This is a genomic window from Streptomyces sp. NBC_01717 (assembly GCF_036248255.1).
In the GTDB taxonomy this organism is placed as follows: domain Bacteria; phylum Actinomycetota; class Actinomycetes; order Streptomycetales; family Streptomycetaceae; genus Streptomyces.
Genome location: NZ_CP109178.1, coordinates 2,581,891 through 2,595,146, shown reverse-complemented (window position 1 = coordinate 2,595,146; position 13,256 = coordinate 2,581,891). Strand labels below are relative to the sequence as shown.

7 protein-coding genes are annotated in these 13,256 nt (G+C 67.8%); 3 read left to right on the top strand and 4 right to left on the bottom strand.

The genetic code is table 11. The features are described from left to right. Window positions 1–33: 33 nt before the first annotated feature. Entirely contained in the window at window positions 34–1,323 is a 1,290-nt protein-coding gene (gene aceA / locus OHB49_RS11805) for an isocitrate lyase (RefSeq protein ID WP_329160098.1), read from the bottom strand. A gap of 387 nt (window positions 1,324–1,710) precedes the next feature. Between aceA and OHB49_RS11800 the strand changes: the two genes are divergently transcribed. The 3 genes from OHB49_RS11800 to OHB49_RS11790 all read left to right on the top strand — a co-directional run bounded on the left by OHB49_RS11800 (window position 1,711) and on the right by OHB49_RS11790 (window position 6,303). Beyond that, window positions 1,711–3,117, top strand: a complete 1,407-nt coding sequence (locus OHB49_RS11800; RefSeq protein WP_329160096.1) for a short-chain fatty acyl-CoA regulator family protein — start codon at window positions 1,711–1,713, stop codon at window positions 3,115–3,117. 169 nt (window positions 3,118–3,286) lie between these two features. Next, window positions 3,287–5,281 (top strand): SpoIIE family protein phosphatase, encoded by a 1,995-nt coding sequence (locus tag OHB49_RS11795; RefSeq protein WP_329160094.1) that lies wholly within the window; start codon window positions 3,287–3,289, stop codon window positions 5,279–5,281. A gap of 383 nt (window positions 5,282–5,664) precedes the next feature. Continuing rightward, complete coding sequence (locus tag OHB49_RS11790) at window positions 5,665–6,303, top strand: hypothetical protein (RefSeq protein WP_329160092.1); 639 nt, start codon at window positions 5,665–5,667, stop codon at window positions 6,301–6,303. 134 nt (window positions 6,304–6,437) lie between these two features. On the opposite strand, the gene OHB49_RS11785 is transcribed toward OHB49_RS11790, so the two are convergent. The 3 genes from OHB49_RS11785 to OHB49_RS11775 are packed head-to-tail and all read right to left on the bottom strand — an operon-like array spanning window position 6,438 to window position 13,219. Continuing rightward, entirely contained in the window at window positions 6,438–7,310 is an 873-nt protein-coding gene (locus OHB49_RS11785) for an FkbM family methyltransferase (RefSeq protein WP_329160091.1), read from the bottom strand. After that, entirely contained in the window at window positions 7,243–9,699 is a 2,457-nt protein-coding gene (locus tag OHB49_RS11780) for a type I polyketide synthase (RefSeq protein ID WP_329160089.1), read from the bottom strand. The genes OHB49_RS11785 and OHB49_RS11780 overlap by 68 nt, the downstream gene beginning before the upstream one ends. 1 nt (window position 9,700) lies before the next feature. Then, window positions 9,701–13,219: an amino acid adenylation domain-containing protein gene (locus OHB49_RS11775; protein ID WP_329160087.1), complete on the bottom strand. Its 3,519-nt coding sequence runs from the start codon at window positions 13,217–13,219 to the stop codon at window positions 9,701–9,703. Between the last annotated feature and the right edge of the window lie 37 nt (window positions 13,220–13,256).

Genomic DNA, 13,256 nt, shown 5'->3' with positions numbered 1-13,256 from the left:
GCGTGCCGGCCCACGGACTGGAGCCCGAGAGGCCTAGTGGAACTGCTGCTCCTCCGTGGAGCCGGCGAGCGCGGTGGTCGAGGAGGCGGGGTTCACGGCGGTGGAAACGAGGTCGAAGTAGCCGGTCCCGACCTCGCGCTGGTGCTTGACGGCAGTGAAACCTTGCGACTGCGCGGCGAACTCGCGCTCCTGGAGGTCGACATAGGCGGTCATGCCGTGCTCGGCGTAGCCGCGTGCGAGGTCGAACATCCCGTGGTTGAGGGAGTGGAAGCCGGCCAGGGTGATGAACTGGAAGCGGTAGCCCATCGCCCCCAGCTCCCGCTGGAACTTGGCGATCTGGTCGTCGTCCAGGGCTGCCTTCCAGTTGAAGGACGGCGAGCAGTTGTAGGCCAGCATCTGGTTCGGGTGCTGCGCATGGACGGCTTCGGCGAACTCGCGGGCCTGTGCGAGGTCCGGGGTGCCCGTCTCGACCCAGATCAGGTCGGAGTACGGGGCGTAGGCGAGGGCGCGCGCGATGACGGGTGCCATGCCGTTCTGCACTCGGTAGAAGCCTTCCGCGGTGCGCTCACCCGTGACGAACTGCGCGTCGCGCTCGTCGACGTCACTGGTCAGCAGGTTCGCCGCGAGCGCATCGGTCCGTGCCACGATGAGGGTGGGCACGTCGGCGATGTCGGCGGCGAGGCGTGCCGCGTTGAGGGTGCGGATGTGCTGGGCGGTGGGAACGAGGACCTTGCCGCCGAGGTGACCGCACTTCTTCTCGGAGGCCAGCTGGTCCTCGTAGTGGATGCCCGCCGCACCGGCCGCGATCATCGCCTTGGTCAGCTCGAAGGCGTTGAGCGGTCCGCCGAAGCCGGCCTCGGCGTCGGCGACGATCGGCGCGAGCCAGTCGGTGGTGTCCTGGCCTCCCTCGGCGGTGGCGATCTGGTCGGCGCGCAGCAGTGCGTTGTTGATCCGGCGGACCACCTGCGGAACCGAGTTGGCCGGGTAGAGCGACTGATCGGGGTAGGTGTGACCCGCCTGGTTGGCGTCGGCGGCCACCTGCCAGCCGGACAGGTAGATCGCCTGCAGCCCGGCCTTCACCTGCTGCACGGCCTGGCCACCGGTCAGTGCGCCGAGCGCGTGGATGTAGTCCTGCTCGTGCAACTGGCGCCACAGTCGCTCGGCGCCACGCCGGGCCAGAGTGTGCTCCTCGCGGACGCTGCCGGAGAGCCTGACCACGTCCTCGGCGGTGTAGGTGCGCTCGATCCCCTTCCACCGCGGGTCGGTCGCCCACCGGCCGGCCAGTACCTCGGCCGTCGCCGTCGTCGTCCCTGCCTGCTTCATGGCCATCTCCCGTAGGTTCGTGAACTATGCAAATGTCTGGCACTCGGTGCCGAACTGCTCCAAGGATGCGGCCCGTCGGCTCCGTGGTAGGCATCGGAAGCAATGTTGCCGAGTCGGACGGAAGGGTCGGGATCTCCGGCATCAGGGCACGAATCGTGCCCAGATTCCGCTCCGCCCGCCGGAGTTCGGCGGGCCGCAGGGCAACTTTGACACTGGCACTGAGTGCCTTCAATGAGGGACGTCTGCCAAGTTCTGCACATCTTTCGTTGCTTGATTGCCATGATTGCGAAGGTCCGCAGAGCCGGGTCTCCGCGTAGGGTGTCGACAGTGACGGGGCCGGGGTGCCCGCGGCTGCCCACCAGGTGGGAGTACGGAGGGAGAGGTGCCGTGAGCAAGACGTACGCCGGCGCGCGACTGCGGCGTCTGCGGGAGGAACGGCGTATGAGTCAAGCCGAACTGGCCCGTGTTCTGGGTATCTCGCCCAGCTACCTGAACCAGATGGAGCACGACTCCCGTCCGCTGACGGTCCCCGTGCTGCTCAGGCTCACCGAAGCCTTCGGCGTCGACCCGGGCTTCTTCTCCGAACGCGACACGGGCAGACTCGTGGCCGACCTGCGCGAGGCGCTGGCCGGCGAGGTGGCCGAGGCACGCGTCTCGCCGACCGACCTCGCGGAACTGGCTTCCCGGATGCCGGCTGTTGCGAGGGTGCTGCTCGACTTGAGCCGCCGTGGGCAGGTCCTCGCCGAACGGATTGCCGGAGAGACCGACGACCGCGACGGCCGGCTCCTGGCTCCGCGCTCACCGCACGAAGAGATCCGGGAGTTCTTCTACCGGCGCCAGAACTACCTGCACGACACGGATCTTGCCGCCGAGGGGCTGGCCCACAGCATCGGCATCCACCCGGGAGATGTCGTCAGGGTGCTTGCGCAGCGGCTCACCGAGAAGCACGGCGTCCGGCCGGCGACGCGGGCGGCCGAGCGCCTGCATCACTACGACAACGCTTCACGCACCCTGCACCTGTCGAGTCGCCTCCGACCGGGCCAGCAGGCGTTCCGCATGGCGACACAGCTCGCCCTGCTCGAGTACGGCAGCGAAATCGACCGGCTGGCAACCGAGGACTTCCCGCCAGGGTCCCCGACGCACGCCTTGGCCCGCATCGGCGTCGCCAACTACTTCGCAGCGGCCCTGATCCTTCCGTACGGTGCCTTCCACACCGCTGCCGAGGAAGTGCGCTACGACATCGAGCGCCTCACCGACCGCTTCGGGCTCGGCTACGAGACCGTCTGCCACCGCCTGAGCACCCTCCAGCGCCCGAGGTTGCGGGGGGTGCCGTTCTCGTTCGTCCGCGTCGACCGGGCGGGGAACATGTCGAAACGTCAGTCGGCCACCGGCTTCCACTTCTCCAGGGCCGGCGGCACATGCCCCCTCTGGAACGTCTACGAGGCATTCGCGGCACCTGGCCGCATCCACGTTCAGATGGCGGCCATGCCCGACGGGCAGCGGTATCTGTGGACCGCGCGAGCGATCACGCGGCACCGCGGCGGCTGGGGCGAACCCGGCAAGACCTTCGCCATCGGCCTGGGCTGCGAGATCCGCCACGCCTCACGTCTGGTCTACTCCGACGGGCTCGACCTCGGCAATGCCTCCGCCGCCACCCCGATCGGCATGGGCTGCCGCATCTGCGAACGCCTCGACTGCCCCCAGCGCGCGGTACCCCCGCTGGGCCGCCCGCTCACGATCGACGAGAACAGCAGCACGTTCGTCCCTTATCCGGTGGCCGACAGCACGGGGTGAACCGCCCGTCGACACCTCTTCACGGGCGGCTGTCCACCGTTTCCAGCGGGTTCCCTTACCGTCGTCACTCGACGCAGCCGGTCAAACACACCCTTCGCCCAAGACATCGCGGCAAAATGCGCGAAAATGACCGAAGAGGCTGTTTTGGTATTTGCCTGGGAGGTCACAGATGGACGCCTCGGACGAACTCCTTCGAGGAGCTGACCCGGCGGCTCTTCTGACGCTGGACGGTGCCATCCGTAGCCTCAACGCTGCGATGGCCACAGCGCTGGGCGGGCCGGCGGAGCAGTGCCTGGGACGTGACTTCGGTGAGCAGTTGCTGGGACGTGACTTCAGTGATGTGTGGCCCGCAAGCCAGCGGATGTCGGCCGAGAGCCTCGTGGCCCACGCCGCCAGGACGAAGACGGTCGCGATGCGGGTGCTGGACTTCCCCGGGCCAGGCGGAGCACCCGTTGCCTGCTTGATGCAGGCGCAGCAAGTGAAGGATCCCGCAAGTGACGAGCAACTGGTCTGGGTGCACGCACTGGACGCGCGAAACGACCTGGCCAGCCTAATGATCCCGTTCCGGATAGCCACCACGGCCGCCCACCTCGGCCTGTGGATGTATTCACCCCATGAGCACCAGCTGGAGTGGCTCGGTGGCGCACCCGCCCTGGCCACGCTCTTTCCGGATACCACTATTTCACTTTCCACAGTGATATCGGCAGTGCACCCTGACGACCGGGAGGCCCTGCGGCAGCTCCTGCACGCGGCCTCCGCCCAGTCCTCCTGGGTGAGGTTGCGGTACCTTCCCGAGCACGAGGGCTGGCACCAACTGGCCGCCCAGACCCGTCGGATCCAGTTGGGGTATGGCGGCCCGGAGCGGGTCTTCGGAATGGTCCGCGACGACACCAAACAGGAGAAGCGCAAGGAGAAGGCGCAGGCCGCACTGACTGCCGAGCGACAGCGTGCCAAAGACATCGCCGACTTCTCCTCCGCCTTGATCACCGCAGCCACGGAGCAGGAGCTGCAGCAAATCGCCCTGACCCGGCTCGCCGCAACCTTCGGCGCCACCGGCGCCCTGCTCGCACTCGTCGACGAAGGCCGCCTGCACGTCTCCACCGATGCCGGGATAGCCATGTGGGAGGTCGACGTCCTGCACGGCCTGCCGCTGGACCATCCAAGCGCCCTGCCCGAGGCGATCCGCACCGGCAAGCCGCAGCTGATCCTCGACCGGCAGGATTACATCCGCCGTTGGCCACACGGAGCCGAATTTCCGCGGCTCAGCCGACTCGGCTCCGACTACACCGCATCCATCACCCCCCTCAGCGAGACCGGCAATCAACCGCTCGGGGCGTGGCTGGTGATCCACGGCAGCGGATACCGGCCGTCCCTGGACGAGATGACCCTCATGGGTACTCTGGCCGACCTGGCAGGTCAGGCACTTAGGCGCATCAGGTTGCAACAGGCACGTGTCGAGCTGGCCACCGCGCTGCAGAAGACCATGCTCCCCACACTGCCCGAGCACCTCGCGGGCCTGGAGGTCGCCGCCCGCTACCGACCAAGCCGGGACGGGCTGGACATCGGCGGAGACTGGTACGACGCTTTCGTGATGCCCGACGGCACGGTCGCAATGGAGATCGGTGACGCCCAAGGGCACGACGTGGACGCCGCCGCAGCAATGGGACAGGTACGCGCCTCCATGCGCGCGATCGCCGCCCACGAACCGGATCCCGCAACCGTGCTGACGCGCACCAACGAGCTGCTCGTAACGATGGACACGGCACGATTCGCCAGCTGCACCATGCTGCATATCGATCCGCGCGACGGACAGGTCACCGGCGCCAGCGCCGGTCATGTGCCGGTGCTGTGCGCGGGCAAGGACGGCAATCACAGCATCCACGAGCTGCCGGGCGGGCCGGTCCTGGGAGTCGTGCCCGACACCGAGTACCGCGAGGAGACCTTCACCCTGGACGAGGACAGCGCGCTGGTCATGGTCACCGACGGCGTGGTCGAAGGACCGGGCCTCACGTTGGAAGCCGGGCTGGAACGAGTCGGAAGACTGGCCGGCGCGGCCCTCCACGACGGACTCAACGCCGAGGAGACCGCCGACCGCATCCTCGACTCCGCGGTCGCGGTGGACCACCTCGACGACGTGGCCGTGCTGGTCATCCGACGCACATGACAACTCCCGGCCCCGCGCCCCTGATGGTGGGTGCGCGGTCGGGGGCCGTCGACGGCGTCTTCCGCGAGGGCGGAGACACCGACGACGGCCCACGGACGGCCCAGGACAGAGGGAACGTGGTCCTTACCTGGGGCCGAATCAAATGTCGCGGAACTCATGGACGAGGCTTCTGACCTGCGCAAACAACCCTTCTCGAAGATCGTCTTGCACGGTTGTTGCACAAGCCGAACGGTGCAGGAGTCACGCGGCCCGGGTGTAGGCGCTCCGGACCGCGATGCGGACCTTGGAACCGGCTCCCACGACCCGGTGCACGTACTTACGCATACCAGGTCATCGGTTCGCCGGCGCAGGCCGCCGAGGCGGCCGACAGGCTCGGCTGGCCGGTGGTGCTCAAGCCGGCACTCGGTACCGGCTGCGGCCAGAGCCGACTTCATCGTCGCCTGCGCTACTTCATGCCGCTGCTGGGGCACACGGACGACTTCACCGGCTCGTACCTGCTTCCCGAGGACTCCCCGGACGTCGCAGCGATCCGTGCTCTGCACCAGGCCGCGGTGGACGCCTTGGGGCTGGCGAACGGCGTGACGCACATGGAGGTGTTCAAGACGTGCGACGGCTTCGTGATCGGTGAGATCTCCTGCCGCCCGGCGGGCGGCGGAATCGTCGACGCGGTGAAGATGCAGTACGGCGTCGACCTGTGGCGGGTCTTCATGGACACCGCCCTCGGCCGCTCGGCCGGTGTGAGCGGGCCGGTGGCACCCCTGCGGAGCGAGATCGTCGCCAACTGCGACCTCCCGGTACGACCCGGCCGCGTCGTGCGCATCTCCACTCCCGAGGAGCTGGCGAAGGTACCGGACGTGCTCGAGGCGCGGATGTCCACGCGAGTGGGGGACGTCATCAGCTCACGGCTGCACTCCGCCTCGACCACCGGCTTGGTGTTCCTCGCCGCGGCGGACCCGCAACTGGTGGCGAAGCGCGTCGAGGAGCTGTCCCGCGTCTACGTGCTGGAGGTCGAGCCGGTGTAGAGACCGGTGCTCCCGTGTCGCTGAGTCGAGGTGCCGCATACCTCCCTCAACGGCACGGGAGCCCTGTCCGTCGCGCACGGGGAACCCCCACCGCCCGTCACACGAGCAGTGGCCACGCTGAGACGCTCAGTGCCTTATGGCCGCCATGCGAACACCATGGACAGACCGGTTCCCGCATACTCCGACGACTGTTCGACCCGCGTCAGCATGCCATGCCGGGTGAAGAGGTCCGTGACCGCTGCGAGTTCGCCATCCCGATCGGCCACCTCCGCGACGACCTGACCGATCCCTTTCCAGAGCGAAGCGCTGATGCCGAGTAGGACATCAAGCTCCGATCCTTCGACGTCCAGCTTCAGCAGGTCGATGCGGTCCACGCCGTGGGCGGTTGCGATATCGGCGAGTCGTTCGACCCGTACGGGGAATTTCTCCTGCCGGAACCTGCCGTCAAGCGTCTTCGCCATCGAATCCACGAGGGCCGGCCGCCGTTGCGCGTCCGCGACACTGCTGTTCACCTGGTTCTCGATGAACGACTCCACCAGTACTCGATCGGCTTCGGGGTCGGCCTCGAAGCCTGACATCATCGTGTATCCGGGATAGTAGGAGAATTCCCTCTCCTCGCCGCGTTCCCCGAGAGCGAGCCGGAAGAGTGAGGCATTCTCCACGATCCGCATGTTCTCCTCGAGGGCTTCGAACACCTCGGGTGCGGGTTCGAAGGCGAAGATGCGCGCCTCCGGCCATTCTTGCGCAGCGTACAGCGAGAACAAGCCGATGTTCGCGCCCACATCGAAAACCACTGGCCGGTCTGCCGTCAGGTCGCGCAGTCCGCTGCGGTAGGTCTCATCGACGAAGATCTCCTTGTAGAGGTAGTCCGTCTCGCTGCGATTGACGCTGGCGACAGTCCAGCCGTTGGGCAGCTCGCGTACAGGAAGAGCCACAGTCTCACCCCCGATTCGTCGAGCGTCCGGAAGCGCCGAGCTGAGCCAGGATCTTGGCAGTGAGGGCGTCAAGAGCAGGCGCTGAGAAGATGTCGTCCACCTGCACTTCGATCCCGAGCGAGGCGTCGAGTGTGGCAACCAGTTCAAGCGCGGCCAGCGAGTCACCACCGGCGTCGTAGAAGTCCTCGTCGGGACTGGCGGGGGGCTTGCCAAGGGCCTTCGCCCAGGCGGAGGCGACCAGCTCGGCCGCTTCTTCGTCGGAGACCGGGCCGGCAAGGGAGGCCGCGGCCGACGGCCCATCAGGCATGAGCCCGGCCGGGTGTTCCGGCTGTGTGTGAGACCAGTAGCTCTCCGTTTTGAACCGGTACCCGGGCAACGGAATACGGCCGCAGTCCAGAGGCGCGAACAGCGGCTCCCATCGGATCTCCGCTCCCGCCGCCCACGCTTCCGCGAGCGATGCCGCGACGGCGTGGACCGGGCCCGATGCGGGTTCGCCCGTCTCGACCCGACGTCCGTGTACGCCGATCCAGTGCGGCTGCGTCATGGAAATCCACAGTCCCGCTCCCGGCTCCGCGGGCTCGGTGGTTTCCTTGAAGGACGTACCTTCACTGACTCGCCGAAGCGCCTCGCCGAGGCTGATCTCCTGCGTGAACGCGGCGGCGGCGTAGTCACCGTCTCCCACGCCCACGATGCCGGTGGGGTAGAGCCCGTGGGCCGCCCAGAGTCGGGCGAGCGAGTACTGGAACGCACACGCCGCGGACGGCTCCCACGCTCCGTCCGCCACTGCGAGCGTGAGACCCAGCGGTGCCGCGGCCTCCTCGCACTCCTGCCATGCCGTCCGGAAACTCGGATGCCAGGCGCTGAGCTCCCGCACGGCGTCCGGAGGCGGCATGGTCCCGGCCCCGAAGGAGAAGATCACCTCGTCGACGGGCCGCGGTTCCAAGGGCGCCGACGACTCCAGCGCACGCGCGGCGGCACGAGAATCGCCCGCGACACAGGCGAATCTGTACTCGAACATCTCACGCCCCACGGCCAGCGAATAGGCCGCATCAGCAAGATCGACATCCGAGTCGAACGCGCGAGCGAGATCGGCGCACTGCAAGGTGAGTGAATCACGGTTGCGCGCACTGACCAGCACCGGCCAGACCTGCTGACCGGTCACAGGCCGCCGCGGTGCGGGAGCGGGAGCCTGTTCCAGTACGAGGTGCACGTTTGTGCCGCCGACACCGAACGAGCTGACGCCGGCCCGGCGTGGTCCGGGACCCGGCCAGGGCATGGCCGCTGTCGGGATGAAGAAACTGCTCTCCTCGAAGCCGATCATCGGGTTCGGCTTCTCCACGTGGAGGCTCGGGAAGATCACCCCTGCTTCGATGCTGGTCACGACCTTGATAAGGCTCGCGATACCTGCCGCCTCGTTGAGGTGCCCGATGTTGCTCTTCAGCGAGCCGAGTCCGCAGTACTGGCGCCGGTCGGTGCTGACGTCGAAGACTTCACGCAATGCGGCGACCTCGATCGGATCACCCAGCGCGGTGCCGGTGCCGTGCGCCTCGACGTACCCGATGTCGGTGGGCTCGAGGTCTGCGGTAGCCAACGCGGTGGCGATCGCGTTCGCCTGGCCGGACACGCTCGGCGCCGCGTAGCCGACCTTGTCGCCACCATCGTTGTTCATGCCGTATCCGCATATCACGGCTTTGATCGTGTCACGGTCGGCGAGCGCGTCGTCGAGTCGCTTGAGCAGGACCGCGCCGACGCCGTTGCCCATCACGGTGCCGGCGGCCTTGGCGTCGAAAGCCCTGCACACGCCGTCCGGCGAGAAGATCGCTCCCTCTTCGAAGTAGTGGCCCTCGACGGGAAAGTGCACAGACGAGCCGCCGGCGAGCGCGAGGTCGCACTGCTGCAGCAGCAGGGCCTGCACTGCCATCATCACGGCCACCAGAGAGCTCGAGCAGGCAGTCTGCACCGTGAGGCTGGGCCCCTGCAGATTGAGCTTGAACGAGAGCCTGGTGCTCAGGTGGTCTCCGGTCGACGCGATGAGCTCCTGCAGGGCCCCGGACGTCCTGCTCGAGTCGAAGGAGTGCCGATAGGTGACAGGGCTGCACGAGCCGAACACGCCGGTCTGCCTGCGTGACTCGGGCTCCGCGTAACCAGCGTTCTCGAGCGCATGCCATGCGGTCATGAAGAACAGCCTGTGCTGCGGGTCCATCGCGGCCGCATCGGCCGCCGTGAAGCCGAAGAACTCCGCGTCGAAGTGGTCGGGCTGCGCTATCGTCCCTCGCGCCGGCACGTAGCGAGGGTCGTTGATCAGTGCCTCGCTGACGCCTCCTGAGCGTAGTTCGTCCTCAGGAATGCGGCGTACGGAGTGGACGCCTGCTTGCAGGTTGGCCGTGAACTCTGTCAGATCCTGGGCTCCTGGGAACCTGCCCGCCATCCCGATGACGGCAATCTTGTAGGCATTGGACACGTCAGTCTCTCCTCGCGGGGCGGGGCGGAACAGGAAGATCGGGGACCCTGACTCGGCGCCCGGTGTGCGGTATGCGTTGTTCCCGCGCCGGTTCACCGAGCCACGCGGCGGCGATGGCCTGCACGGTCGGGTGGCGGAACAGATCGGTGAGTGCCAGCCCAGGGAGATGAGGTTCGAGCAGGACATGAACCCTCGCGAGAGCGAACGAGTTGCCGCCGAGATCGAAGAACGACGTCTTCCGGTCGACCTGCTCGACGCCCAGTGCCGTGCACCAAGCCTGGCTGACCACTTGTTCGAGTCGCGCTCGCTCAGAACGCGCGACGGGGACGGTGGCAGGCACGGGATCCCGGCCCGGGCGGTGGCCGGCACCGGTATTCGCGGGGGTGGGCTGCCGAGCCGACACGCCGAGAGCACGCAGACTCACGCGGGGGTCGGCAGCCACCTCTCGGAGCAGCTCGACGTACTCCGCGGCGAGGCGGTTGGCGTGGTCCGCCGACAAGGCACTGGCACGGTACTCGAAATACCCCTCGAGCGCCCCCTCCAGTTCGATCAGGGTCAGCACGAGGTCTGCCTTCGCCTCGACGCGCTCACCGGGCAGCTCTGTCAGACCGAACCCGACGAAGGGTGGCATGAAGTCCGTCGCGTTCTGGAAGGCGAACAGCACCTGGACGATCGAGTTCGCGCTGACGCCTCGCTCGGGCTGTATCGCCTCGATGACTTGCTCGAAGGGCACGTCCTGGTGGGCGTGGGCCTGCCTCATCACCTCCGTCGCCACGCGCACGGTGCCCTCGAAGTCCGCCTCGGGATCAAGCAGCGTCCGAACCGCCAGCGCGTTTCCGAGATATCCGACGATGCCCAGGAACTCGGCTCGGGACCGGTTCGCGACGGGCACTCCGACGCAGATGTCCGTGGACCCGCTCACGCGGGCCAGCTGCACGTCGAGGGCGGCGCGCAGCACGACGAACATCGTCGTCCGATTACGGCGGGCCAACGCGTGCAAGTCGGCAACGACCTTGCCCTCGAGCCGCACGGGGATTCGGACGGCCTGCGGGGCCGAGCGCGGCTCCGCCCCGCTCTCGGAGGGCTGGAGTACCGTCATGGACGCGCCGGCCAGGTGCGTGCGCCAGAAGTCCAGTTGCCGCCGTGCTGACTCCGAGCGCGCGAACTGCCGCTGCCAGGCCGTGAATCGCCGGTACTGGCTGCCGGGCGCCTCTCCGAGGCCCGGTCCACCTCGGCATTCGCTGTCGAGCGCGACGAGCAGGTCGCGGAAGAAGACCGAGATCGACCAGCCATCGACGACGATATGGTGGAAGACGGCTACCAGACTGACCGAGCCGTCCGGCATGCGCACCATCGTGAAGCGGTAGAGGGGTCCGGTGGCCAGGTCGAACGACCTTGCCGCAGCCTCCACCGCGATCGACCCGAGCGCCGCCTCGGCAACGGACTGCTCGCGGCTGCCGAGGTCGAACACGGGGAGCGGGAAGACATTCGCCTCGACGACTCGCTGGACCGGTTCGCCGTTCTCGATGGGGAACACGGTGCGCAGCGCATCGTGGCGTTCGACAACGGAGACAAGTGCTCGCTCCAACTGCTCGACCTCGCACGCGACCGGCAGTCGAACGTGGCCGGAGACGTTGTACATGACGGAACCAGGCGCAGCCCGGTCCAATAGCCAGAGTCGCTGCTGCCCGGGCGACAGCGGACACGGCGTGTCGTCCTCCGAGTCGTCGGGGAGGGCCACCGCCTCCCCGTTCAGACCACGCAGTGCCAGAGCGAGCCCCTCGACCGTCGGGTGGTTGAAGATCATCGCCGCCGGGATGTCGAGGTTCAGCTCGTGCCGCAACCGCAGCGTGATGCGAACCGCGCTGATGGAGTCCATCCCGAACTCGAAGAGATTCCCGTCCGTGGAGGCGGGTTCGGTGAGCTCGTGTGCGACGTGCCGGAGGATCACTGCCTTCAGGGGATCGGCGTCGGCCGGGGCAGGCGCTGCGTCGCCGGCCGGCGATCGGTACCGCGCCAGCAGGGCCTTCTTGTCCACCTTCCCGTTGCCGGTCAACGGCATCTCGGACACGACGTGGAACTGCGTGGGCACCATGTACGCCGGCACCTGGGTGAGCAGTTCGGCCCGTACATCGTTGATTTCCAGACCGGGGTACGCGGTGAGGAATCCGACGAGTACGCAGTCGCCGTTTCGGTTTCGCGGCGCCAGCACCGCCGCCTCACGCACCCCGGCAACTCGGCAGAGACGCGCCTCGACCTCGGGCAGCTCGACCCGGAACCCACGGACTTTGACCTGGTCGTCGTTGCGGCCCCTGAGTATGAGAGAGCCGTCCGTCGCGATGACGACCAGATCTCCGGTCGCGTACATCACGCCGCCGTCGCCCGAGAACGGGTTGGGGCGAAACCGGTCCGCGGTCAACGCGGGGGCGCCCAGATAGCCGCGGGCCACCCCTGGGCCGCCGATGTAGAGCTCTCCTACGTCGCCTGGAGCCACTGGATTCAGATCCTCGTCCAGAACGTGCAGCTCGGTGTGGCGCACGGGGCCGCCGATGGGCACGGAGAGCACCTCTGGGGAGAGCTCCCGCATCGGGTGGAAGGTGGCGAAGGTGGCGGCCTCGGTGGGACCGTAGCCGTTGATCACCGTCGGCGGTGTGGGCAGCGCGAGCACCGCCCTGACATGGCGAGCGGAGACCACGTCACCGCCGACGACGAGCTGTCGAACGCCTGCGAAGACTTCGACGTCCGCGTCGGCCAAGGCGTGGAAGACACCCGCGGTGAGCCACATCAGCGAGATGCGCTCCCGCTTGATGAAGGCGCCGAGATCGGACAGGGCCGCGGCCCCGCCGGGCGCGATCACGAGCCTCGCTCCCTGGGTGAGAGCGGCCCAGATCTCGAAGACGGACACGTCGAAGGAGATGGACGTGTACTGCATCACCGTCTCGTCGGAGCCGAGCCGGACTACGTTCGTGTCGACCCACAGTCGAAGCATCGCCCGGTGGGAGACCGCAGTCCCCTTCGGCCGCCCGGTCGAGCCCGATGTGTAGATGATGTAGGCGAGGTTCAGCGGATCGATCTCGACACGCACCGCTGGGGCGGGACCGACCGGGTCCCGGAGTTCGTCGAGCTGGACCCGGGCACCGTCGAAGCGGAGTCCCGGCGCTTCGGCGCCGCTCTGGGTGACCAGGATCGAGGCCCCGCTGTCGGCGAGCATGTAGTCGATGGCTTCGGCCGGATACGCGGGGTCGAGGGGCACGTACGCCGCGCCGGCCTTGAGCACCGCGAGAACGGTGATGATCTGCGCCGGCCCTCGTCGGAGGAGGAAGGCGACCCGGCGTTCCGGACCGGCCCCGAGGGCGATGAGCCGCCTCGCCAGCGCATTGGCCCGCCGGTCCAACTCGCCGTAGGACATCTCGGCGCCCTCGTGTCTGAGGGCTACCCGCTCCGGGGCACGGCGTGCCCAGTCCTCGAAGAGCTCGTGGACACAGACGGCCGGCAACTGATCCACGCTACCGCTGTTCATGAGGCCCGCCTCTCGTCAGTCCGTACGGCGCCCGGAT